The following is a 22,482-nucleotide window of genomic DNA, read 5'->3' as shown; positions in this document are numbered from 1 at the left end:
GCGCATAAACCTAGCTAACTTTAAAAAATTCATCCAGATCCAAACCGTCAGCACCCGGCTCGAATCCCTGACGAATCAGGTGCTCTTCAGCCTGCGCCATTGCTTGAAGTGTCACACTCAAACCGTTGTTATCAAGGCTGGCCGTCTCCAGTTGAAGTCGCAACACCAGCAAGCCCCGCAACTCCTCTTGCAGATGACTCCGGCGGCGATCAGCGCTGACGTTCACCTGGGCCAGGTCAATATGGGCGGTACGTCGCTCATTGACAATCGATTGGGTTTGTCGCGTTGCCATCAGCACGTCCATGGCAATGGGATCATTCAAGGCAACATGCAGAGCCGAAGCCAGTCGGGCAATACGGACATTGAGCCCTTCCATGGAAATACACAGGCGTTGGGTCAATTGATCGATATCCTGTGCTGCCATGGTTTACATTTTTGTCTGACATAAATTACCAAAGGTAACATTTTAGGGTAAACCCTAGGTGCTAATCCGCAACAATTGGCATAAGTTCATGTGAAAAAAGAGAGCTGGCGCGCTGGACAGTACGGCCACAGCGGTATCCAAACCTCATTTCAGACAACAAAAAACCCGCCGAAGCGGGTTTTTTGTTGTGCTTGAAACGCTAAGACATGAGCCAATTACTTGGCGCGTGTACCCACCACTTCAACTTCAACGCGACGGTTCTTAGCGCGACCTTCTTTGGTTTTATTGTCTGCCACAGGCTGTGCCTCACCCTTGCCTTCGGTGTAGATACGATTCTTTTCAATGCCTTTGGATTCCAGGTAAGCCTTGACAGCTTCAGAACGACGGACTGACAGTTTTTGGTTGTAACCATCAGGGCCGGTGGCGTCGGTGTGACCAACGGCAATCACCACTTCAAGATTGATGTCCTTGACTTTAGCAGCCAGATCATCGAGCTTGGCTTTGCCTTCAGGCTTGAGAACAGATTTGTCAAAATCGAAGAAGGCATCAGCGGCGTAAGTCACCTTGGCAGCAGCGACGGGCACTGGTGCGGGTTTGGGTGCCGGCGCAGGAGCGACCACGACGGGTGCAGGAGCGACCACGGGCGCAGGTGCCACAACCTTGGGTGCCACGATGGCACCATCACAACCGACAGCGGCAGTAGCGGGAGTCCAGTTGGAATCACGCCAGCAGAGTTCGTTGGTGCCATTTTTCCAAACGGTGCCGTCGGAACTGCGCCAGTTATCAACGGTTTGTGCGCCGGCGGCAGTTACAAGAGCCGCAGTAGCGATCAGCATGGCCACTTTATTCAATTTCATCAGGGTTCTCCTTAAAGAAAATATCCGCAGCAAGCTGCGTCGGTATACGGACACCCAAGATGCCTATCAAATTGGGCGTTGAGTTTATTGTGCCACAGCATGGTTTCCATGCCATGCGCAAAATCAACGCATCCTGACTTTCCCGGTACCACCCGTGACGATTTGGCACTGACGTTGCTAAGCAACCACAGACGCACAGCTTAAAATGGGCAGCTAACTTAGATCTTGCCTAGCCTCAAGTCCACCCCATGACCCAGTTCGCCAAAGAAACCCTGCCCACCAGTCTCGCCGACGAGATGCGCCGAAGCTATCTGGATTACGCCATGAGCGTGATCGTCGGGCGGGCACTGCCCGATGCGCGCGATGGTTTGAAACCGGTTCACCGGCGTGTGCTGTTTGCGATGCACGAGCTCAACAACGACTGGAACAAGGCTTACAAAAAATCGGCGCGTATCGTCGGCGATGTCATTGGTAAATACCACCCGCACGGTGACCAGTCGGTCTACGACACCATCGTGCGCATGGCACAGGATTTCTCCATGCGCCACATGCTGGTGGACGGCCAGGGCAACTTCGGCTCGGTGGACGGCGACAGCGCCGCTGCCATGCGTTACACCGAAATCCGCCTGGCCAAAATTGCGCATGAGATGCTGGCCGACCTCGACAAGGAAACCGTGGACTTCGGCCCCAACTACGACGGTTCCGAGAAAGAACCACTGGTCATGCCGTCGCGCCTGCCCAATTTGCTGGTCAACGGATCGGGCGGCATTGCCGTGGGCATGGCCACCAACATCCCGCCGCACAACCTCAATGAAGTGGTGGATGCCTGCCTGCACCTGCTGCGCAACCCGGAGGCCTCAATCGATGAGCTGATGGAAATTGTTCCGGCACCGGACTTCCCCACTGCCGGCATCATTTACGGCATCCAGGGCGTCAAGGACGGTTATCGCACCGGCCGTGGTCGGGTGGTGATGCGCGCCAAGTGCCACTTTGAAGACATAGACAAAGGCCAGCGCCAATCCATCATCGTGGATGAACTGCCCTACCAGGTCAACAAGAAAACCTTGCAAGAGCGCATGGCCGAACTGGTGCATGAAAAGAAAATCGAAGGCATCAGCCACATCCAGGACGAGTCGGACAAGTCCGGCATGCGCCTGGTGATCGAACTCAAGCGCGGCGAAGTGCCCGAGGTGGTACTCAACAACCTGTACAAACAGACGCAGTTGCAGGACACCTTTGGCATGAACATGGTGGCCCTGATCAACGGCCAACCGAAACTGTGCAACCTGAAGGACCTGATCGAGGTCTTCCTGCAGCATCGCCGTGAAGTGGTAACGCGACGCACCGTATTCAATCTGCGCAAGGCGCGCGAACGCGGTCATGTGCTGGAAGGCCTGGCCGTGGCCCTGGCCAACATCGACGAATTCATCCGCATCATCCGCGAATCACCCACGCCACCGGTCGCCAAGGCCGAGCTGATGAGTCGCGCCTGGGACAGTACGCTGGTGCGCGAAATGCTGACCCGCACACGTGCCGACGGCGGTGTGGTCAACGCCGACGACTACCGCCCCAATGGCCTTGAACTGCAGTACGGCATGGGCAAAGACGGCCTGTACCGCCTGTCTGAAACCCAGACGCAGGAAATTCTGCAGATGCGTCTGCAACGCCTGACCGGTCTGGAGCAGGACAAGATCGTCGCCGAATACAGGGAAGTCATGGCCGAGATCGACGACCTGCTGGACATCCTGGCCCGGCCCGAGCGCGTCTCCATCATCATCGGTGAAGAACTGACAGCCATCAAGGCCGAATTTGGTCTGACAAAAATTGGCGCACGCCGCTCCCTGGTGGAACACAGCTCGTTCGACCTGTCCACCGAAGACCTGATCACCCCGACCGACATGGTGGTCACCCTGAGCCACAGCGGCTACATCAAAAGCCAGCCCTTGAGTGAATACCGGGCACAAAAACGCGGCGGTCGCGGCAAGCAGGCCACCGCCACCAAGGAAGACGACTGGGTCGACCAGCTCTTCATCGCCAACACCCACGACTACATCCTGTGCTTCAGCAACCGCGGCCGCATGTACTGGCTCAAGGTATGGGAAGTCCCGCAGGGTTCGCGTGGCTCACGCGGTCGCCCGATCGTCAACATGTTCCCCCTGCAGGAGGGTGAAAAAATCACCGTGGTACTGCCGCTCACTGGTGAAAAGCGCAGCTTTCCGGCTGACCACTATGTGTTCATGGCCACCAGCATGGGCACGGTCAAGAAAACCGCGCTGGTTGAATTTTCCAATCCACGCAAGGCTGGCATCATTGCCGTCGACCTCGACGAGGGCGACTTTCTGATTGGTGCCGCGCTGACCGACGGCGAGCACGACGTGATGCTGTTCTCTGATGGCGGCAAGGCCGTGCGTTTTGATGAAAACGACGTGCGCCCGATGGGCCGCCAGGCACGTGGCGTGCGCGGCATGACGCTCGAAGAAGGCCAGAGCGTGATTGCCATGCTGGTCGCCGAAGACGAAACGCAAAGCGTGCTCACTGCCACCCAGCATGGTTATGGCAAACGCACCAGCATTGCCGAGTACACCCGCCACGGCCGCGGCACCAAGGGCATGATCGCCATCCAGCAAAGTGAACGCAACGGCAAGGTGGTGGCTGCCACGCTGGTGCATGCCGACGATGAAATCATGCTGATCACCGACAAGGGCGTGCTGGTGCGCACCCGTGTCTCTGAAATCCGCGAATTGGGTCGTGCCACCCAGGGTGTGACGCTGATTGGTCTGGATGACGGCTCGCAACTCAGCGGCCTGCAGCGCATTGTGGAAAACGATGCCATTCCCGCCACCGAAGACAGTACCGACGATGACAGCGATGCGACCGTATAACTTTTCCGCCGGCCCCGCCGTCATGCCGGACGCAGTGCTGGAAGAGGCTGCGGCCGAGATGCTCGACTGGCACGGCAGCGGTATGGGCGTGATGGAAATGAGCCACCGCGGCAAGGAATTCGGCATCATTCACCAGCAAGCGCTGGCTGATCTGCGCGAGTTGCTGGCCGTGCCCGAGCACTTCAAGCTGCTCTTCATGCAGGGCGGTGGTCTGGCTGAAAACGCCATCGTTCCTTTGAACCTGTCAAAAGGTCAGATGGCCGATTTTGTGGTGACTGGCAGCTGGAGCCAAAAATCCCTGGGGGAAGCACGCAAGTACTGCATCGCCCATGAGGCGGCCAACACCAAGGACAACGGCCACACCACGCTGGCCGACCCTGCCGGCTGGCAACTCAGTGACAAGCCGGCCTATGTGCATATCTGCAGCAACGAAACCATCAACGGTGTCGAATACCACGAATTGCCCGACCTGAAGGCGCTGGGTTGCGACGCGCCCCTGGTCATCGACTTTTCATCGCACGTAGCCTCGCGCCCGGTGGATTGGTCGCGCGTTGGCCTGGCCTTTGGCGGAGCCCAGAAAAATCTGGGGCCGGCGGGTTTGACGCTGGTGGTGGTGCGCGAAGACCTGCTCGACCGTGCGCTGCCCATGTGCCCCAGCGCCTTCAATTACCGCACGGTAGCCGACAACGATTCGATGTTCAACACCCCGCCCACCTATTCGATCTACATCGCCGGACTGGTGTTCAAGTGGCTCAAAGCCCAGGGCGGCATCGCAGCGGTTGCAGCCCGCAATATCGCCAAGGCCGAGCTGCTGTACAACGCCATTGACCACTCCGACCTGTACCTTAACCGGGTGGCCAGGGATTGTCGCTCGCGCATGAACGTGCCGTTCTACCTGCGCGACGAAAGCCTCAACGACGCTTTCCTGGCCGGCGCCCGCGAGCGCGGCCTATTGCAACTCAAAGGCCATAAATCGGTCGGCGGTATGCGTGCCAGCATCTACAACGCCATGCCTTTGGAGGGCGTGCAAGCGCTCGTCGACTACATGACAGCTTTCGAGAAAAGGCACTGAGCGAATGAGAACCTTGTTGGAATTGCGTGACGCCATCGACGCGGTGGACCGCCAACTGCTGCAGCTGATCAATGAACGGGCCGAATTGGCCCACGAGGTTGGCGAACTCAAGAAGCGCGACGGTTCACCAATCTTTCGCCCCGATCGCGAAGCGGCGGTGATCAACAAGCTGCAGTCCATCAACACCGGCCGACTCAGCGCGCACAGCATTGGCCACATCTGGCGCGAGCTCATGTCGGCTTGTCGTGCCCTGGAAGCCCCGCAGCGCGTGGCCTACCTGGGCCCGGTCGGCACCTTCAGCCAGGAAGCTGCGCTGTCGTTCTTTGGCACCAGCATTCAGGAAATTCCCTGCGCCTCGCTGGACGAGGTTTTTCACGCCGCTGCTGCCGGCTCCGCCGATTTCGGCGTTGTTCCGCTGGAAAATTCCACCGAGGGCGTCATCACCCGTTCGCTCGATCAATTGCTGAACTCGCCCACCCACATCATTGGCGAACTCAGTCTGGTCATTCGCCACCACCTGCTGCGCCAGAACCCCGACCTGGCGGGCATCGACGTGGTGGCCGCCCACCCGCAGGCACTGGCCCAATGCCAGGAGTGGCTGACACGCCATTTGCCCGATGCCGAACGCCATGCGGTCAGCAGCAACGCCGAGGGCGCGCGACTGGCCACCGAACACGCCAATTGGGCGGCCATTGCCAGTGAACGTGCCAGCTCGGAATATGGCCTGCACATCGCAGCACGTGCCATTCAGGATCAGGCTCACAACCGCACCCGCTTTGGCGTCATTTGCCTGCCGCAAACCCTGGAGGCCCCGGCGGCGTCGGGCAAGGACTGCACCAGCCTGGTGGTCTCGGTGCCGAACCGGCCCGGTGCCGTTCACGACCTGCTCAATCCGCTCAAGGTCCATGGCGTGTCGATGACGCGATTCGAATCGCGTCCGGCCCGCTCGGCGCAGTGGGAGTACTTTTTTTACATCGACCTCGACGGCCACCCGTCCCAGCCAAACGTTGCTGCCGCCTTGCACGACCTGCAATCGCTGTGCGGCTTCTTCAAGATCCTGGGCACCTTTCCGGTCGCCGAGGCATGAACGCAGGCACGAGCCAGCGCATCCGGCGTCTCGCCATCATCGGCTGCGGCTTGATGGGCGGCTCGGTGGCCCTGGCGCTCAAACGCGCCGAGTACGTGGACGAGGTGGTCGGCTACAGCCGCAACCCGGCCACGCGCGAATTGGCGCTGGCGCGGGGCGTGATCGACCGCGCCGCGCCGGACCTGGTGCAAACCGTGCAAGGGGCCGACGTGGTGATTCTGGCCACGCCGGTGGGCGCCCTGGCCCCGACCATGACGGCCATTGCCCCCCATCTGGCAAGCGGTGCCGTCATCACCGACGTCGGCTCGACCAAAAGCGACGTGGTGCGCCACGCACAAGTGCATCTGGGCGAGCACATCCACCGTTTTGTTCCCGCGCACCCGATCGCGGGCAAGGAGCATGCCGGGGTCGAGCATGCCGATGCCGACCTGTATGAAAACCGCAAGGTCATTTTGACCACCTTGCCGCAGAACACCTTGGGCGCCATCGCGACCGTGGAGTCCATGTGGCGCATTTGCGGTGCCGATGTCGTGACCATGAGCCCACAAGACCACGACACGGTATTTGCCGCGGTCAGCCACCTGCCCCACCTGCTGGCCTTCAGCTACATCAACAGCCTGGCCGACCAGCCCCAAATCGACCTGTTCCTGGCGCTGGCCGGCCCCGGTTTTCGCGATTTCACCCGCATCGCCGGTGCCAACCCGGACATGTGGCGTGATGTGTTTGGCTCCAACCGCACCGCCATCCGGTCCCAGCTGAAGCATTTCAAGCACGCCTTGCAGCAATTTGAAACTGCCCTGGAAGCAGGCGACAGTGCCACGCTGGAGGCCTTTGTGCAACGCTCGCGTGATTTGCGCGCCCCCTGGCGCCTCAACGCCACCATTCCCAACCGCGACGACCTCACGCAACAGTGAGGCCCGGTCCGCGTCTTTTTCATCACTATGTACACCACCGCGTTTCTCGACGTGCCAGCGCTCCAGGCGGCTGGCGGAACCCTCCAGCTGCCAGGCTCCAAGAGCATTTCGAACCGTGTCCTGCTGCTGGCCGCACTGAGTTCGGGCCGCACCACCGTGCACGACCTGCTCGACTCGGATGACACCCGGATCATGCTCGACGCCCTGCGCGCACTCGGTTGCGGGGTGGAACAGACGGGCAACACGGTGGTCGTCGACGGCATGGGCGGACAGCCCATCCAGCGCCAGGCCAGCCTGTTCATGGGCAATGCCGGCACCGCCATCCGCCCCTTGACGGCCGCGCTGGCAGTCATGGGGGGAGATTTTGAGCTGCACGGCGTCCCGCGCATGCACGAACGCCCCATTGGCGATCTCGTCGTTGCGCTGCGCCAGTTGGGTTGCCAGATCGATTACACGGGCAAGGACGGCTACCCGCCGCTGCACATCGGCCAGCCCGGCCTCCAGCTTGACGCCCCGATCCAGGTGCGCGGTGACGTGTCGAGCCAGTTCCTGACCGCACTGCTGATGGCGCTGCCACTGGTGGCACGGCAGGACATCGTGATCGATGTGGTGGGTGAACTGATCTCGCGCCCATATATCGAGATCACGCTGAACCTGCTGGCGCGCTTCGGCGTGCAGGTGCAGCGGGAAGGCTGGCAACGCTTCACCATCCCGGCCGGCAGTGCCTTGCGCTCGCCTGGCGTGGTGCATGTGGAAGCCGACGCGTCTTCTGCCAGCTATTTCATCGCCCTGGGTGCCATCGCGACCGCCTCTGAAGGACACCGCAGCATCCGCATCGAAGGCCTGGGAGCCGATTCGATTCAGGGTGACATCCGATTCATCGAGGCCGCCCGGATGATGGGCGCCCGGGTGGTCAGCGGCCCCAACTGGCTGGAAGTGTCGCGTGGTACCTGGCCACTCACCGCCATCGACCTTGATTGCAACCACATTCCCGATGCGGCCATGACCCTGGCGGTGATGGCTTTGTATGCCGACGGCACCACCACCCTGCGCAACATTGCCAGTTGGCGCGTCAAGGAAACCGACCGCATTGCCGCCATGGCGTGTGAGCTGCGCAAGCTCGGCGCGACGGTGGTCGAAGGGGCCGACTTTATCCAGGTCACACCACCCGCCAGTCCCGCGCATTGGCAGGCCGCCAGCATCCACACCTATGACGACCACCGCGTGGCCATGTGTTTTGCGCTGGCCACCTTCAACCCGGCAGGTTTGCCGGTGCGCATTGAAGATCCCAAGTGTGTTGCCAAGACTTTTCCCGACTTTTTTGAAGCCTTGTTCTCGTTGGTGCTGGTGGACCCAGCCCGGATTCCCGTGATTTGCGTCGATGGCCCCACGGCCTCGGGCAAAGGCACGCTGGCGGCCCAATTGGCCAGCCAGTTGGGCTACCACCTGCTGGATTCGGGCGCGCTCTACCGCATCACGGCGCTGGCTGCCAAGCAGGCCGGTCTGCCGCTGGATCCCCACGGCGAAGACGCCATTGCCACGCTGGCGCAAGGCTTGCGCCTTGAATTCACGGGGGACCGGGTACTGTTGGCGGGCGAAGACGTTTCCGAGGCCATCCGCACCGAAGAAGCCGGCATGAATGCCTCCAAAGTGTCGGTCCTGCCCCGTGTGCGCGCCGCGCTGGTGGACCTGCAGCATGGGTTTCGCCGCCTGCCCGGCCTGGTCGCCGATGGCCGCGACATGGGTACCGTGATTTTTCCCGAGGCCCCGCTCAAGGTATTTTTAACCGCCAGCGCCGAACAACGCGCGCAAAGGCGGTTTAAACAGTTGATTTCAAAAGACAAATCAATTACACTCGCCGCTCTTCGCGCCGACTTGGAAGCACGTGATGCCCGGGATTCATCCCGCAGCGTTGCACCTCTCAAGCCGGCCGCAGATGCCAAGTTGCTGGACAACTCCCATGTATCGGTTGAAGAATCGGTCAATCTGGTGTTGGGTTGGTGGCAAGGCAAACAGCCTTTCTGATCCTGTCTGAAGGGCAAAAACCGCAAAGGTTTCGGCCAATGCACCGGCCCTCATCCGCCCCCTCGCGCTGCACTGGCGCATTGCGAATGAGGTTCAAAAAACTTAACCCCGCGCTTAAACCCGCGAAATAACCTGCGCTAACACCGCATCAAAACATGTCTGAATCTTTTGCCGCCCTGTTTGAAGAGTCCTTGCAACGCACAGAAATGCGCCCGGGCGAAGTGATCACTGCCGAAGTGGTTCGTATCGAGCACAGCTTTGTGGTCGTCAACGCCGGCCTCAAGTCTGAAGCCTATGTCCCGCTGGAAGAATTCAAGAACGACCAGGGCGAAACCGAAGTCCAGGTTGGCGACTTCGTGTCAGTCGCCATTGGCTCGATCGAAAACGGCTACGGCGACACCATTCTGAGCCGTGATACGGCCAAGCGTCTGGCGTCCTGGATGGCCCTGGAAAAAGCGCTGGAAACCGGCGAATTTGTCACGGGTCAGACCAGTGGCAAAGTCAAGGGTGGCCTGACCGTGCTGGTCAACGGCATCCGCGCCTTCCTGCCCGGTTCACTGGTCGACACCCGTCCGACCAAGGACCTGTCGCCGTACGAGAACAAGACCCTGGAATTCAAGGTCATCAAGCTCGACCGCAAGCGCAACAACGTGGTGCTGAGCCGCCGCGCCGTGGTGGAGGCCTCCATGGGCGAAGAGCGCTCCAAGCTGATGAACACCCTCAAGGAAGGTGCCATCGTTCAGGGCGTGGTCAAGAACATCACCGAATACGGCGCGTTTGTGGACCTGGGCGGTATCGACGGCCTGCTGCACATCACCGACATGGCCTGGCGCCGTGTCCGTCACCCGTCTGAGGTGGTGACCGCTGGCCAGGAAATCACCGCCAAGATCCTGAAGTTCGACACCGAGAAAAACCGTGTCTCGCTGGGTCTGAAGCAGATGGGTGATGACCCGTGGATGGGCGTCAACCGCCGCTACCCGCAAGGCACCCGCATGTTCGGCAAGATCACCAACATCGCAGACTACGGCGCGTTCGTCGAACTCGAGCCCGGTATCGAAGGCCTGGTGCACGTTTCCGAAATGGACTGGACCAACAAGAACGTGGCACCGAGCAAGATCGTTGCCCTGGGCGACGAAGTCGAAGTCATGGTGCTGGAAATCGACGAAGACAAGCGCCGTATCAGCCTGGGCATGAAGCAGTGCAAGGCCAACCCATGGCAGGAATTTGCGCAGAACACCAAGCGCGGCGACCGCGTCAAGGGCCCGATCAAGTCGATCACCGACTTCGGCGTCTTCGTCGGTCTGGCTGCCGGCATCGACGGCCTGGTGCACCTGTCTGACCTGTCTTGGAACGAGCCCGGCGAAACCGCCGTGCGCGAGTACAAGAAGGGCCAGGAAGTGGAAGCCCTGGTGCTCGCCGTTGACGTCGACCGTGAACGCATCTCCCTGGGTATCAAACAGCTCGACTCCGACCCGTTCACCACCTTCTCGTCGATCAACGACAAGGGTTCTGTGGTGACCGGCAAGGTCAAGACCGTGGACGCCAAGGGCGCTGAAATCGACCTGGGCGACGACATCATCGGCTACCTGCGTGCCTCGGAAATTTCCCGCGACCGCGTGGAAGATGCCCGCAACGTACTCAAGGAAGGCGACGAAGTCACCGCTGTGGTGGTCAATGTGGATCGCAAGACCCGCAATATCCAGTTGTCGATCAAGGCCAAGGATGCCGCCGACCAGAACGAAGCCATGGCCACGCTGAGCCAGCAGTCGGCCCGTGAAAACGCCGGGACCACCAGCCTGGGTGCGCTGTTGCGCGCCAAGCTCGACAACAATAACTAAAACGTTTTTGTTGAACTGAATGGACGGCCGGTTGCCCCTATGTGCACCGGTCGTTTTTTCTTTCTAATCAGTTGGGGACAGAGCTAAAGGTCTTTCCCGCAAAGGTATAAGTTTCATGACCCGCTCCGACCTCGTTGAAGAACTTGCAGCCAAATTTGGCCAGATTACCCAGCGCGATGCCGAGTTTGCGGTCAAGGCCATCCTGGAAGCCATGAATGATGCCCTGGCTCGCGGTCATCGCATTGAAATTCGCGGCTTCGGCAGTTTTTCCGTGAACTACCGCCCGCCCCGCATGGGACGCAACCCGCGCAGCGGTGAAAGTGTGGCCATACCTGAAAAAAAAGTGCCCCATTTCAAGCCTGGCAAAGCCTTGCGTCTGGCTGTGGATCAACGCACGAGTGACTTGCAGCCAACGGCCTGATGTCGCACACAAGCTGCCTGCAGCGGCAAGCTCAAACGGTAGAATCTTCCCAATCTCTGGGAATCGTCGATGAAACACATCCTGTGGTTACTAAGGTGGATCGTCAAGATCACCATTTTTTTTACCCTGTTCGCCTTCGCGCTGAACAATCAGGAAGTCACGACGGTGCACTTCTTCTTTGGTAACTACTGGCTTGCCCCCATGGTACTGGTGGTGCTGGGTGCCTTCTCCATCGGCGTGGTGGTCGGCGTTCTCGGCATGGCGCCTTGGTGGTGGAAACATCGCCACGCCCAGCGGGGGGCGGCTTCTTCTCCGGCCGACACCGGGCCGACTGCGTCAGCCACTCCTCCTGTTTACGCCGATGGAATTTAACCTGAGTTGGGTCTTGCTTGGTCTGCCGCTGGCCTTTGTGCTGGGTTGGCTGGCGTCACGCCTGGATCTGCGTCAAATCCGGCTGGAAAATCGCCAGGCACCCAAAGCCTATTTCAAGGGTCTCAACTTTCTGCTCAATGAGCAGCAAGACCAGGCCATCGACGCCTTCATTGAGGCCGTCCAAAGCGACCCCGACACTTCCGAGCTCCACTTTGCCCTGGGCAACCTGTTTCGTCGTCGCGGCGAGTATGAACGTGCGGTGCGCGTGCATCAACACCTGCTGTCGCGCGCCGACATCAGCCAGGCAGACCGGCACCGGGCGCAACATGCGCTGGCCCTGGACTACCTCAAGGCCGGCTTGCTGGACCACGCAGAAACTGCCTTGCTCAAGCTTGAAGGCACCGCCTTCGAAGCCCAGGCCCGTCTGGCATTGCTGGCCAACTACGAACGCAGCAGGGACTGGCCGCAGGCTGCGCTGATGGCCGAAAAACTGGAACATGCAGCCCAAGGCAGTTTTACACCAAGACTGGCGCATTACCTGTGCGAACAAGCCGCCGCCCAAGTGGCCCAGGGCCAACCAGGAAGCGCTAAAGAACTGCTGCAGCGTGCCATCAACAAAGCCCCTGAGGCGGCGCGGGCGCGCCTTGACCTGGCCCAATTGCAGGCACAACTGGGCCAGGTTGTCGAAGCCTGGGACACCCTGATGCAGGCGCTTGACCGGGCTCCCGCCGCCATTCCCCTGATTGCCCCCCCGCTGGCTGAACTGGCGCTGCGCAGCGACAAGGTCGCAGTCACCCTGGCAAGGCTGCAACAACTCTATGCAGAGCAGGCCGCGCTGGACGTGCTGGAGGCCATTGTCACCCTGTCAAATGCAGATCCTTCAAGGCAAACCAGCTCCCACGACTGGTATGCCCATCATCTGGACAAAGAGCCTTCGCTGGTGGCAGCCACACGCTGGATCGCGGGTGAAAAGCTGGAACACGAACAGTTTCATCCGCAAGTGCAACGCGCACTTGACCACGCCATCAGGCCTCTGCTGCGCTACCGCTGTGCCGCCTGCGGCTTTGAAGCCACCCAACATTTCTGGCAATGTCCCGGTTGCCAGACCTGGGACAGTTACCCCGCTCGCCGAGTGGAAGAGTTATGACCATTTCCAAAGAACATATGTCCGCAGCCCGCGTGCTGGTGGTGGGCGACGTGATGCTGGACCGCTACTGGTACGGTGCCGTGGACCGCATCAGCCCGGAGGCCCCGGTCCCGGTGGTGCGAGTGACGCGCGAAGAAGAACGCAACGGCGGCGCAGCCAATGTGGCGTTCAATGTGGTCACCCTCGGCGCCCAGGCCTCCTTGCTCACGGTGGTGGGCGAAGACGAAGCCAGTCACAAGCTGGAGGCGCTGGTAGCCGGCACCGGCATCCAGACCTATTTTGGCCGCGATGCGCAACTCAAGACCACGGTCAAACTGCGGGTCATCGGCCGCCAGCAGCAGTTATTGCGGCTGGACTTTGAAAACACACCCGAGAGCGAGGTTCTGGCCTCACAGACGGCCACCTTTCTGGAACTCTTGCCCAGCCACCAGGCGGTGCTGTTTTCAGACTATGGCAAGGGCGGCCTGGCGCATGTCAGCGACATGATTGCACGCGCCGTCAAAGCCGGCAAACCGATCCTGATCGATCCCAAGGGTTCGGATTATTCGCGCTACCAGCACGCCACCGTGATCACACCCAACCGGATCGAGTTGCAGCAAGTCATTGGCGGCTGGCAAGACGAACCTGACCTACAGGTCAAGGTGCAGAACCTGCGCCAACAGCTCGGTGTGCAGGCTGTGCTGCTGACGCGCAGTGAGGAAGGCATGACACTGTTTGATGCCCAGGGACGCATGGATGTCAAGGCGCAGGCACGTGAAGTGTTTGACGTAACCGGTGCTGGCGACACTGTCATCGCGACACTGGCCGCCCTGGTAGCAGCAGGCATGAGCCTGCGTGAGGCCTTGCCATGGGCGAACCGGGCCGGTGGCCTGGTGGTAGGCAAGTTTGGTACCGCCACCGTTTCTTATGAGGAGTTGTTTGCATGACCCGAATCGTTGTCACCGGTGCTGCCGGTTTTATTGGTTCCAACCTCATTCGGGGCCTCAACCAACGGGGCTTGACCGACATCATTGCCGTCGATGACCTCACCCAGGGCGACAAGTTTCGCAACCTGGCAGACCTGCAGATTGCCGACTACGTGGATGCGGATGTGTTCTACAACGCATTTGAAGCCGACGTCTACGGCAAAGTGGAAGCCATTTTTCACGAAGGCGCCTGCAGCGACACCATGGAAAGCAACGGCAAGTACATGATGCAGAACAACTATGCCACCTCGGTGCAGTTGTACCAGAGCTGCCAGAAACGGGGCGCCCGTCTGCTCTACGCCTCAAGCGCCGCTACTTATGGCGGCTCTGACACGTTTCGAGAAGCGCCCGCCTTTGAGCACCCGCTCAATGTGTATGGCTACTCCAAATTGCTGTTTGACCAGCGCATGCGGCGCGAATGTGGTGCCACCTTTGAACGCGCCCTGGCCGGACTCACCCGGCAGGTGGTCGGCTTTCGCTACTTCAATGTCTACGGCCCGCACGAACAGCACAAGGGACGCATGGCCAGCGTGGCGTTTCACCAGTTCAACCAGTTCAGGGCCGATGGCAAGGTCAGGCTGTTTGGGGAATATGGCGGCTATGCAGCGGGGGCCCAGATGCGTGATTTTGTCTTCATAGACGACGTGGTTGCGGTCAACCTGTGGTTCTTTGACCATCCCGAAATTTCAGGCATTTTCAACCTCGGCACGGGTCGTGCCCAGCCTTTCAATGACGTTGCCAGCTCGGTCGTGAATGCGCTGCGCCAAAGCAGCGGCCAGGCGCCCCTGACACTCGCGGCTTTGGTCAGCGAAGACCTGCTTGAATACATCCCCTTTCCCGATGCGCTACGCGGCAAATACCAGTGCTATACCCAGGCCGACCTGGGCGCGCTGCGGGCCACGGGTTGCGATCACGACTTTGCGGATGTACAAACGGGCGTCGCCAGGTATGTGCAGTGGCTGGCACAGCAAAGCTAACCCAGAACCACATTCAAGGAGACGGCCATGTTCAGGAAATTCCTCACGCTGATCGCTTTTTTGTCCGCACTGTCATGTTACGCCGCGCTCGACATCAACAAAGCCTCCGAGGCCGAGCTCGACAGTATCAAGGGCATCGGTCCGGGCACCTCCAGCAAAATCCTTGCTGAGCGCAAAAAGGCCGTCTTCAAGGACTGGAACGACTTCATTTCCCGGGTGCAGGGCATTGGCGATGTCAAGGCGGCCCAGTTTTCTGTCGAAGGCGTGACGGTGAACGGCGCCGCCTTCAAGGCCGCGCCGGCTGCCAAAAAATAAACCCGACTTCTGCGCATGCTGTCCGTGCTGGCAATTTGTATTGGCGCCTGCCTGGGCGCGCTGGCGCGCTGGGGATTGGGCTTGTGGCTTAACCCGGGGGCGTTGATTCCCATGGGGACGCTTGCAGCCAACCTGATTGGCGGCTATTTGATCGGGGTGGCAGTGGCCGTGTTTCAGGCCCTGCCGCATATCGACCCGGCCTGGCGCTTGGCTATCGTGACGGGATTTCTGGGCGCACTCACCACCTTCTCCAGCTATTCGGCTGAAGTGGTCGGCATGTTGGGGCAACAACGCTATTGGCTGGGTTTTGGCACAGCAGCGCTGCATCTCTTTGGCTCGCTGCTGCTGACCCTGGCGGGCATCAAGACAGTCACCTTTTTTATCACTTCATCCGTTTGATTGGCCCGAGGTCAAAAAGTCATTGCCTGGCGCGACTAGCCCCCGCCGCGCTGCATGTACAAGTCAAAACGCTTCATGAATGCATGACGCGCCTGTTCGTCCACGCCGGCAAAGCGAAAGCTTACCTTGAGCACCGGGATGCTGATGAGCCCGATCACCCTGGGCGGGCTCGCCTGCCACTTCAGGCCCAGCGCCCCGTCGCCAATACGCACGCCGGCAGCGTCCGCCTGCTGCTTCCAGTGGTGGTCGCCGATAGCCCTGGGCAGCCACATCAGCCACTCGGCCTCGGTGCAGCCCATCTCGCGCTCGAAGCGCTCGGCATAAAAGTCCTGCATGCTGTGTTTGTTGTGTCTCAGCCGCCGGCAATGGGTGGCCAGATGGCCAGTACATCGCCCTCGGCGAGGTTTCGTGTGGCGCGCATTTCGGGCGCGATATAGTGGCCGTTGACCAGCACCAGGTGCACCAGTTTTTCAGGCAAACGGTACTGCTCCACCAATTGACCGATCGTGGTTTCGGGGGCAATGTCCAGGGCCACGATGTTGGTGTACTTGGACTCGGGTGGCAGGTAGTCGGTCAGTGACGCGAAAAGTTTCAGGGTAATTTTCATGCCGCGAACTTTAGCGTCTGCGCGCATCGGCTGCACCCGACCAGTCGCTTTGCCCTTGCGCCGCAGCCAGGTAGGCTTCCATCAGGCGGGTCGGGTCCTGCTTCAGGGTATTCGCCCAGTCACCCAGTTTGATCTGGCCCTCGACCAGACCGCGCATCACGCCCACGTGCTCGGTCCAACCCACGCTGTTGCAGCCCACCAGCACGTCATCCTTGAACTGCAGGCTCAAATGGCGTCCGGCGACCTTGTCGGTCAACTCGACATGCGCGCCCCCAGGCACACCCTCCCAATCGCCAAAACTGGCCGAGATCAAGCCCAGGGTGTCGAGCACGTTGATTTGGGTGACGCCCTTCAGCTTGGCGCTGGGGACCTGCCCGCGCGCGAACGCCACCATGTTCATGCCGGCAATGCGGGCCTGCTCGGCGGCATTGGGCTGGATGGCGCTGACAATCATCTTGCCTGACACCTTGTCCAGCGCTTCAGCGCAGTCGCCGGCAGCATAAATGCCCGGCACATTGCTTTGCAGGTGTTCGTCGGTCAGCACGCCCAGCAGGCAGGTGATACCTGAATTTTCCAGATAACCAATGGCTGGGCGCACTCCGGCAGCGCTGATCACCAGGTCGGCCTGCATGGTCTGGCCATTCGACAGCTTGACCGTCAAGGGCGCTCCGGGCTCAATCGACTCGACCTTGGTGCTGGTAAAGACTTCCACACCCTTGGTCTCGCACCAGTCGCGGATCATGCCGCCGGCGGTGGGGCCCATCATGCGCGGCACCATGCGGTCGCCCATCTCGACCACGCTCAGTTTCACGCCGCGTGCGGCCAGCGCTTCCATGATGATGCAACCAATGAAGCCTGCCCCGAGCTGCAGGACACGGGCACCCGGCTGGGCCAGCGCGGCAATGGCGCGCGCGTCGGCCAGCGTCCAGCACCGGTGCACCCCTTCCGACTTGATGCCAGGAATGGGTGGCGTCACGGGGCGCGAGCCCGTCGCCACCAGCAAGGTATCAAACTGAACCGTCTCACCGCCGTCAAGCACCACGGTTTTGGTGTCTGCATGCACAGACTGGACGTGCGCCACACGCACTTGTATGTTCAAGTCGTCGAAGTGGGTCGGGCTCTTGCGCAGGTAGGTGCCGGCCTCGTCGATGTTGCCCATCAACAGATAGGGAATGGCCATGCGTGAATAAGCCGGCTCGGGTTCATCCCCGATGATCGTGATGCTGTCCAGCGGGGCCTGTTTGCGGATGGTCTCGGCGGCAATAACGCCGGCCGGGCCAGCACCAAGGATGACGTGGTGGGTCATGGTAATTTCTCCAGAAAACAAGCGGCTGTTGACGCCGCTTGTTTGTGACTATGCTTCGTCATTGCGAGCGAAGCGCGGCAATCCATGACTTCCTGGATTGCCGCGTCGCTGCGCTCCTCGCAATGACGCCAAGCGAACTTTACAGGCTCAGTCGCGCTTTGGTGGCTGCGGTGGGGCGGCCTTCAGGGTCCCAGCCACGGGCTTCGTAGTACAGCGGCAGCATGGTGGCGAGTTCATTGAACTTGCCGGTGGCTGGGCCGGTTTTGCAGGCACCTTCGACCGAGGTCAGACGCGGCGGCAGGCTGTCGTCGGCCTTGGTAAAGCCGGCACGGTTGTTGAACTCTCGCTCCATGTTCCAGATGCGCTCACCGATCTTGGCCAGTTCTTCAATCGTGTACTGCTCGCCGCAAGCGCCCTGCATCTGCGGTGAGAGGTCCTGCAGGCCCCAGGCAAAGGTGGTGAAAATGCACAGGCCCGACGAATCAAACGCCGCCGTGGCATCCTGAAAGGCCTTGACCAGCTCGGGCTTGCCCTGCGATTCAAGCGGATCGGTCTTGACCGGAATGCCCAGAATTTCGGACGCAATGGTGTAGCCGCGCAAGTGGCAGCCGCCCCGGTTACTGGTGGCATAGGCCAGGCCGATGCCCTGAATGGCACGACCGTCGTAAGCGGGGAATTCCTGGCCCTTGGATGACATGCTGAGCTCGGGGTGACCGTATTTGGCCGTCAGGCGTTTGGAACCCTGACCAATTTCCTTGCCAAAGCCGCGGCCATTGACGGTTTCCTCGGCCAAAAAAGCCAGCGCACGGGCCGAACCGAACGGCGCTTCGATGCCAATCTGCTCCTTGCTCAGCACACCCATGCCGTAGAGTTCCATGACCGCGCCCACGGTGGCGCCAAAGCTGATCGGGTCAATGCCTTCTTCGTTGCACAACAGGTTGGCGTATTGCAGGCATTCGAGGTCGTTGACGCCATTGGCGGCACCGAGTGCCCAGGCCGCTTCGTATTCGAGACCACCGTTGGCACCGCGGTATTGCGGCTTGTTCTCGATGGTGAAGTGGCTTTCATCCATCTTGCTGATGCGACCGCAGGCGATGGTGCAGCCAAAACACGCCTGATTGGTGACCAGATGTTTTTTACCATCGGTCTTGCGCGGCGTGGCCATGGCTTCGGCACCGATGTCCATGGCGCCCTCAAACTGGTTGTCGCGATGGTTGCGGGTCGGCAAGGCGCCCACCTCGTTGATCACGCTCATCAGCACCTGGGTGCCCATGGCGGGCAAACCGGTGCCTGTGACGCCATTGTCAGCCAGCACCTTCTTGGCGGCTTTGGTAGCGGCCATGAAGGCTTTCGGATCACGGATGTTGCCCACGCCCTTGGTCCCGCGCACGGCGATCGCCTTGAGGTTTTTGCTGCCCATGACGGCGCCAACACCGGAGCGGCCCGCCGCACGGTGCAGGTCGTTGACCACAGCCGCAAACAGCACGCCGTTTTCACCTGCCTTGCCGATGCTGGACACGCGGGCCAGCGGGTCTTGCAGACCCTTTTTGATCATCTCTTCTGTTTCCCAGACGCTCTTGCCCCACAGGTGGGCAGCATCACGCAATTCGGCCAGATCATCGTTGACGTAGAGGTAAACCGGCTTGGCCGACTTGCCTTCGAAAATAACCATGTCCCAGCCAGCCATCTTGAGCTCGGCGCCCCAGTAGCCGCCGGAATTGGAGCAGGCAATGGCGCCGGTCAACGGGCCTTTGGTAATGACGGTGTAGCGGCCACCGGTCGAGGCCATGGTGCCGGTCAACGGGCCGGTGGCCCAGATGATCTTGTTCTCGCTTGAAAGTGGGTCCACGGTGGCGTTGACTTCTTCGACCAGGTACTTGGTCCCCAGGCCACGCGAGCCGATGTAGGCTTGCGCCCATTCCATATTGAGGGGTTCTGACTTGACGGTACCCGCGGTCAAGTTAACGCGGAGGATTTTTCCTGCCCATGACATGTTCGTTCTCCTGAAGTGTTGGGGTCAGAGCACGTTTGCTGCGCAAGGTGATCTGATGCCCAAAGTTGTTTAAACCGCCGCCTGGTTACCCAATTTGTCTGCCCACTGTTCCATCTTGCCCAAACCGGTCCAGTTGGCATCGATGAAGGTGATGGCACCAGTTGGGCAGGCATCGGCGCAGGCAGGCTCGCCACCGCAGAGGTCACACTTTTGCACCTTACCGGTTTCCTGGACGTAATTGATGGTGCCAAACGGGCAGGCAATGGTGCAGACCTTGCAGCCAACACAGGTAGCCTCATTCACCACTTTGGCACCGGTGACCTTGTCCACCGTGATGGCTTCGACCGGGCACGCATGCAGGCACCAGGCTTCGTCACACTGAGTGCAGGTGTAGGGTACTTTCTTGCCCGTGTGGTGAAAATTAAACACCTTGATGCGCGATTTAGCGGTGGCGAAGGTGCCGTAGTTCTCGAAAGAACAGGCCATTTCGCACTGCAGACAGCCGGTGCATTTGTCTGCATTGATGTGCAACACCTTTTGCATGTGTAGGTCTCCTGTGGGTAATGAATGAAACTGCGATGAACAACTGCAATGCTGTTCTTATGAAATCAGTTACATAGCCATTGTTAAAGTTTCGCAAAAAATACGACCTAGGGACAACCCTAATCGGATAAATGTAAAAACCACAAATTCTCAAATTGAGACAACCTGCAAATAAAAAACGCCGGACTCGCCGGCGTTTTTCAGAAGAGAAAACTCAGTTAAAGTTTTTTGACATCATGGCAGGCCGCACCACACGCATTGGTGTAAGGGATCGGCATAGCTGAACCGGGTGCCACACCTTTCACGCCCACATTGTCCTTGCGCGGCACGTCATAGATGTGCGAGCTGATGTCGTTGGTCCAGTAGTTCTTGCCATCCGCAGCCGTCAAGCCCTTGCCAAAACCAGAGCCGGTTTGCATGGTTTTGGTGACGTGGCAACTGGCGCAGGTAATCTTGACTGGATCAACCGTACATTTGGCTTTGTCTGCCAGGTGCTTTTTCAGATCGGTGCTGTTGACGTGGCAACTGGTGCAGGACTCGGACGATTTGTTGTCTGTCTTCATCTGATGCTCGAACTTGGCCGTGCCATGGGTATCGTGGCAATCAGAACAGGCCACCAGCTGCGTGCCGTTGCGGTACTTGGCTGACTTGATGAAGTCGGTGTACTGCTGGTGATGCGATTTGGAATGGAGTCCGTCGGCCCAATAATCACCCTTGGCTGCATCCTCACGTGTCGTGTACTCGTTCAGGTACACATTGCGGGACATTCCCGGCAACATCATCTTGTTGTCCTTGTTGACCGGCTGGTCGTTGTTCAGGTGACCTTGAGGCCGGCTATGGCACTGGCCGCAGATCATCGAGGCCCGCTCGGCAGCCAGCTTGTTAGGGCTGACAATGGTGGACGGCATGTCGACTTCCTTGGCGGCGTTGTGCACCGAGCCGGGGCCATGGCAGGTCTCGCAGCCCATATTGATTTCGTTGGGTTTGCCGTCGCCATCAATGTCAATCTCACCATTGCGGTCGTTGCTGGCACCGGCCTTGTAATCACCGGCAGCTGTTTTGGTCAGCGTGTAACCGTTGGCATGGCAAGAGGCACATTCCTTGTCAAAAGACTTGGCTTGTGGCGGATTGGCCAGCAGATTGGTTTTTTCGTTGTAGAACCAGTCGGCATGGTAATCACGCCATTCTTTGCGACTGCGGTCAGCAAAAGAATCGTCGCCGTTCTGGTTGAACTGAACAAACGGGAACAGGTTGGCACCCACGCGCACCAGGTAGCGCTGCTTGTAAACACCGCCACCATAGGTCATTTCAACCGGATAGATGCGCGCTGGATCCTGTGGGTTTTTCGCGTTTTCGGCGCGGAACTTCAGCGAACCGTCCTTATCCTTGAAAAACGCGGCCGTAAAGCTGACGCTGGCAGCGTCGGCCGGGGCCTTGGTGCTGATCAGGTACTTGTCAAAGCCCCGCTTGGGGTCATAGCCATGGAACCAGAACTTGGTGCCGGCCATGAGCTTGTTCAAACCCTTGTTGAAATCCGGGAAGTTTGAAAAATCCTGCAGCTTGCTGGGCTTGCCGATCACGGTAATGCCCAGGCGGTGCAGTGTTTTGGTGAAGTGCTTCTGGTCATCGTGGCATTCAATACAGGCTGAACTGCCGATGTAAGTTGCACCCACTGGCGTGTTACCAGAGACCTTGATCTTCAACGGAGCCTTGGACAATTCATCGCTGGTCATCGCCTTGCGTGACTTGTCGCCACCCGGCAGATACTTGCTGTTGGCGGGTTCCACGTAAACAAAATACTTGCCCGCCGGGACGTTGGCAAACTTAAACTCGCCTTTGGCATCCGTTTTGGCTTTGAGGTAACGGTCGCGGTTTGCGGCCAGGTTATCTTCGAGAGGCTCGTCGTTTTTGGCGTCCTTCTTGATCTCAATGGGCGTCTTGCCCATAGCCACCACGTCGGACGACGGGATCAACCACACCGTGGCATCGGGAACCTTTTTAAAAGTCTCCTTGCTGCCGTCTTCAACAACCCCCGCTACCGGCGCATTGGCGACGCTTTTGATTTCGGTTGGCGTACAGCCATAAATCAAAAACGTCGCAGCCAGGGCCAACAGGCTCCCAACAACTGTCTTTCGCATCATGATCTCCTTGATCGAGTGAATAAACTTCACCTATCAAGGCAATCTTCGTGCCACTCAATCTGTGGCAGGTCATATCTCCGAAGGAACCAAAGTCCATGAAAAATAAACCTTCATTTACATGGGCATACAGAGATAGATTTATTGGAACAGCAAAAATTGAAGGCCAAAGATGGCCGCAAAATAACGGGAAAAGTCTG

The 22,482-nt window shown here is 59.4% G+C and carries 21 protein-coding genes; 13 read left to right on the top strand and 8 right to left on the bottom strand.

What is annotated here, in order from left to right; translation table 11 throughout:
- Positions 1 to 10 precede the first annotated feature (10 nt).
- Positions 11 to 424 (bottom strand): hypothetical protein, encoded by a 414-nt coding sequence (locus tag NDJ10_RS10770; protein ID WP_296162029.1) that lies wholly within the window; start codon positions 422 to 424, stop codon positions 11 to 13.
- Positions 425 to 639: 215 nt separating this feature from the next.
- Positions 640 to 1,284, bottom strand: coding sequence for an outer membrane protein OmpA (gene ompA, locus NDJ10_RS10765; RefSeq protein ID WP_296162069.1), 645 nt, complete (start codon positions 1,282 to 1,284; stop codon positions 640 to 642).
- Positions 1,285 to 1,529: 245 nt separating this feature from the next.
- Between ompA and gyrA the strand changes: the two genes are divergently transcribed.
- The 13 genes from gyrA to crcB all read left to right on the top strand — a co-directional run bounded on the left by gyrA (position 1,530) and on the right by crcB (position 15,695).
- Positions 1,530 to 4,163, top strand: a complete 2,634-nt coding sequence (gene gyrA / locus NDJ10_RS10760; RefSeq protein WP_296162027.1) for a DNA gyrase subunit A — start codon at positions 1,530 to 1,532, stop codon at positions 4,161 to 4,163.
- Positions 4,141 to 5,235: a 3-phosphoserine/phosphohydroxythreonine transaminase gene (gene serC / locus NDJ10_RS10755; protein WP_296162026.1), complete on the top strand. Its 1,095-nt coding sequence runs from the start codon at positions 4,141 to 4,143 to the stop codon at positions 5,233 to 5,235. Before gyrA ends, serC begins: the two co-directional genes overlap by 23 nt.
- A gap of 4 nt (positions 5,236 to 5,239) precedes the next feature.
- Positions 5,240 to 6,322: a prephenate dehydratase gene (gene pheA / locus NDJ10_RS10750; RefSeq protein ID WP_296162022.1), complete on the top strand. Its 1,083-nt coding sequence runs from the start codon at positions 5,240 to 5,242 to the stop codon at positions 6,320 to 6,322.
- Positions 6,319 to 7,236 carry a prephenate dehydrogenase/arogenate dehydrogenase family protein gene (locus tag NDJ10_RS10745; protein ID WP_296162019.1) on the top strand — a complete coding sequence of 306 codons (918 nt, stop codon included), beginning with the start codon at positions 6,319 to 6,321 and terminating at the stop codon, positions 7,234 to 7,236. Before pheA ends, NDJ10_RS10745 begins: the two co-directional genes overlap by 4 nt.
- Positions 7,237 to 7,263: 27 nt before the next feature.
- Complete coding sequence (locus NDJ10_RS10740; protein WP_296162017.1) at positions 7,264 to 9,261, top strand: bifunctional 3-phosphoshikimate 1-carboxyvinyltransferase/cytidylate kinase; 1,998 nt, start codon at positions 7,264 to 7,266, stop codon at positions 9,259 to 9,261.
- A 155-nt stretch (positions 9,262 to 9,416) separates the two neighbouring features.
- Positions 9,417 to 11,099, top strand: a complete 1,683-nt coding sequence (gene rpsA, locus NDJ10_RS10735; RefSeq protein WP_296162015.1) for a 30S ribosomal protein S1 — start codon at positions 9,417 to 9,419, stop codon at positions 11,097 to 11,099.
- Positions 11,100 to 11,214: 115 nt separating this feature from the next.
- Entirely contained in the window at positions 11,215 to 11,520 is a 306-nt protein-coding gene (locus NDJ10_RS10730; RefSeq protein WP_296162013.1) for an integration host factor subunit beta, read from the top strand.
- A 69-nt stretch (positions 11,521 to 11,589) separates the two neighbouring features.
- Positions 11,590 to 11,892, top strand: coding sequence for a LapA family protein (locus NDJ10_RS10725; RefSeq protein ID WP_296162011.1), 303 nt, complete (start codon positions 11,590 to 11,592; stop codon positions 11,890 to 11,892).
- Positions 11,882 to 13,039 (top strand): lipopolysaccharide assembly protein LapB, encoded by a 1,158-nt coding sequence (gene lapB, locus NDJ10_RS10720; protein WP_296162009.1) that lies wholly within the window; start codon positions 11,882 to 11,884, stop codon positions 13,037 to 13,039. The genes NDJ10_RS10725 and lapB overlap by 11 nt, the downstream gene beginning before the upstream one ends.
- On the top strand, positions 13,036 to 13,965 hold the full coding sequence (gene rfaE1, locus NDJ10_RS10715) for a D-glycero-beta-D-manno-heptose-7-phosphate kinase (protein WP_296162008.1): 930 nt from the start codon (positions 13,036 to 13,038) through the stop codon (positions 13,963 to 13,965). The genes lapB and rfaE1 overlap by 4 nt, the downstream gene beginning before the upstream one ends.
- Positions 13,962 to 14,981, top strand: coding sequence for an ADP-glyceromanno-heptose 6-epimerase (gene rfaD / locus NDJ10_RS10710; protein ID WP_296162005.1), 1,020 nt, complete (start codon positions 13,962 to 13,964; stop codon positions 14,979 to 14,981). Before rfaE1 ends, rfaD begins: the two co-directional genes overlap by 4 nt.
- A 27-nt stretch (positions 14,982 to 15,008) precedes the next feature.
- Positions 15,009 to 15,296 (top strand): helix-hairpin-helix domain-containing protein, encoded by a 288-nt coding sequence (locus NDJ10_RS10705; protein ID WP_296162003.1) that lies wholly within the window; start codon positions 15,009 to 15,011, stop codon positions 15,294 to 15,296.
- Positions 15,297 to 15,311: 15 nt separating this feature from the next.
- The gene (crcB, locus tag NDJ10_RS10700; protein WP_296162001.1) at positions 15,312 to 15,695 is read left to right on the top strand and encodes a fluoride efflux transporter CrcB; all 384 of its coding nucleotides are present in this window, start codon (positions 15,312 to 15,314) and stop codon (positions 15,693 to 15,695) included.
- A 35-nt stretch (positions 15,696 to 15,730) separates the two neighbouring features.
- Here crcB and NDJ10_RS10695 read toward each other — a convergent pair whose 3' ends face one another.
- The 6 genes from NDJ10_RS10695 to NDJ10_RS10670 all read right to left on the bottom strand — a co-directional run bounded on the left by NDJ10_RS10695 (position 15,731) and on the right by NDJ10_RS10670 (position 22,282).
- On the bottom strand, positions 15,731 to 16,030 hold the full coding sequence (locus NDJ10_RS10695; RefSeq protein ID WP_296161999.1) for a hypothetical protein: 300 nt from the start codon (positions 16,028 to 16,030) through the stop codon (positions 15,731 to 15,733).
- Positions 16,031 to 16,047: 17 nt separating this feature from the next.
- A complete protein-coding gene (locus NDJ10_RS10690) occupies positions 16,048 to 16,302 on the bottom strand; it encodes a MoaD/ThiS family protein (protein ID WP_296161997.1) in 255 nt (84 codons plus the stop codon).
- A gap of 10 nt (positions 16,303 to 16,312) precedes the next feature.
- A complete protein-coding gene (locus tag NDJ10_RS10685) occupies positions 16,313 to 17,608 on the bottom strand; it encodes an FAD-dependent oxidoreductase (protein WP_296161995.1) in 1,296 nt (431 codons plus the stop codon).
- 139 nt (positions 17,609 to 17,747) lie between these two features.
- Positions 17,748 to 19,601, bottom strand: coding sequence for an aldehyde ferredoxin oxidoreductase family protein (locus NDJ10_RS10680; RefSeq protein ID WP_296161993.1), 1,854 nt, complete (start codon positions 19,599 to 19,601; stop codon positions 17,748 to 17,750).
- A 69-nt stretch (positions 19,602 to 19,670) separates the two neighbouring features.
- The gene (locus NDJ10_RS10675) at positions 19,671 to 20,144 is read right to left on the bottom strand and encodes a 4Fe-4S dicluster domain-containing protein (protein ID WP_296161991.1); all 474 of its coding nucleotides are present in this window, start codon (positions 20,142 to 20,144) and stop codon (positions 19,671 to 19,673) included.
- Positions 20,145 to 20,362: 218 nt separating this feature from the next.
- On the bottom strand, positions 20,363 to 22,282 hold the full coding sequence (locus NDJ10_RS10670; RefSeq protein WP_296161989.1) for a hypothetical protein: 1,920 nt from the start codon (positions 22,280 to 22,282) through the stop codon (positions 20,363 to 20,365).
- Positions 22,283 to 22,482: the final 200 nt, after the last annotated feature.

This window comes from Rhodoferax sp. (assembly GCF_023700745.1).
GTDB lineage: Bacteria > Pseudomonadota > Gammaproteobacteria > Burkholderiales > Burkholderiaceae_C > Rhodoferax.
The sequence above is the reverse complement of the archived record's forward strand: the minus strand, read 5'-3'. Positions and strand labels throughout refer to the sequence as shown.

Bases quoted from the DNA above. Each gene is read 5' to 3' on its own strand.
- serC (WP_296162026.1), top strand. From the start codon at position 4,141: ATGACAGCGATGCGACCGTATAACTTTTCCGCCGGCCCCGCCGTCATG.
- NDJ10_RS10730 (WP_296162013.1), top strand. From the start codon at position 11,215: ATGACCCGCTCCGACCTCGTTGAAGAACTTGCAGCCAAATTTGGCCAG.
- rfaD (WP_296162005.1), top strand. From the start codon at position 13,962: ATGACCCGAATCGTTGTCACCGGTGCTGCCGGTTTTATTGGTTCCAAC.
- NDJ10_RS10770 (WP_296162029.1), bottom strand. From the start codon at position 424: ATGGCAGCACAGGATATCGATCAATTGACCCAACGCCTGTGTATTTCC.
- NDJ10_RS10690 (WP_296161997.1), bottom strand. From the start codon at position 16,302: ATGAAAATTACCCTGAAACTTTTCGCGTCACTGACCGACTACCTGCCA.
- NDJ10_RS10740 (WP_296162017.1), top strand. From the start codon at position 7,264: ATGTACACCACCGCGTTTCTCGACGTGCCAGCGCTCCAGGCGGCTGGC.
- NDJ10_RS10675 (WP_296161991.1), bottom strand. From the start codon at position 20,144: ATGCAAAAGGTGTTGCACATCAATGCAGACAAATGCACCGGCTGTCTG.
- crcB (WP_296162001.1), top strand. From the start codon at position 15,312: ATGCTGTCCGTGCTGGCAATTTGTATTGGCGCCTGCCTGGGCGCGCTG.
- pheA (WP_296162022.1), top strand. From the start codon at position 5,240: ATGAGAACCTTGTTGGAATTGCGTGACGCCATCGACGCGGTGGACCGC.
- NDJ10_RS10670 (WP_296161989.1), bottom strand. From the start codon at position 22,282: ATGCGAAAGACAGTTGTTGGGAGCCTGTTGGCCCTGGCTGCGACGTTT.
- NDJ10_RS10725 (WP_296162011.1), top strand. From the start codon at position 11,590: ATGAAACACATCCTGTGGTTACTAAGGTGGATCGTCAAGATCACCATT.
- rpsA (WP_296162015.1), top strand. From the start codon at position 9,417: ATGTCTGAATCTTTTGCCGCCCTGTTTGAAGAGTCCTTGCAACGCACA.
- gyrA (WP_296162027.1), top strand. From the start codon at position 1,530: ATGACCCAGTTCGCCAAAGAAACCCTGCCCACCAGTCTCGCCGACGAG.
- lapB (WP_296162009.1), top strand. From the start codon at position 11,882: ATGGAATTTAACCTGAGTTGGGTCTTGCTTGGTCTGCCGCTGGCCTTT.
- NDJ10_RS10705 (WP_296162003.1), top strand. From the start codon at position 15,009: ATGTTCAGGAAATTCCTCACGCTGATCGCTTTTTTGTCCGCACTGTCA.
- NDJ10_RS10680 (WP_296161993.1), bottom strand. From the start codon at position 19,601: ATGTCATGGGCAGGAAAAATCCTCCGCGTTAACTTGACCGCGGGTACC.
- rfaE1 (WP_296162008.1), top strand. From the start codon at position 13,036: ATGACCATTTCCAAAGAACATATGTCCGCAGCCCGCGTGCTGGTGGTG.
- NDJ10_RS10695 (WP_296161999.1), bottom strand. From the start codon at position 16,030: ATGCAGGACTTTTATGCCGAGCGCTTCGAGCGCGAGATGGGCTGCACC.
- NDJ10_RS10745 (WP_296162019.1), top strand. From the start codon at position 6,319: ATGAACGCAGGCACGAGCCAGCGCATCCGGCGTCTCGCCATCATCGGC.
- NDJ10_RS10685 (WP_296161995.1), bottom strand. From the start codon at position 17,608: ATGACCCACCACGTCATCCTTGGTGCTGGCCCGGCCGGCGTTATTGCC.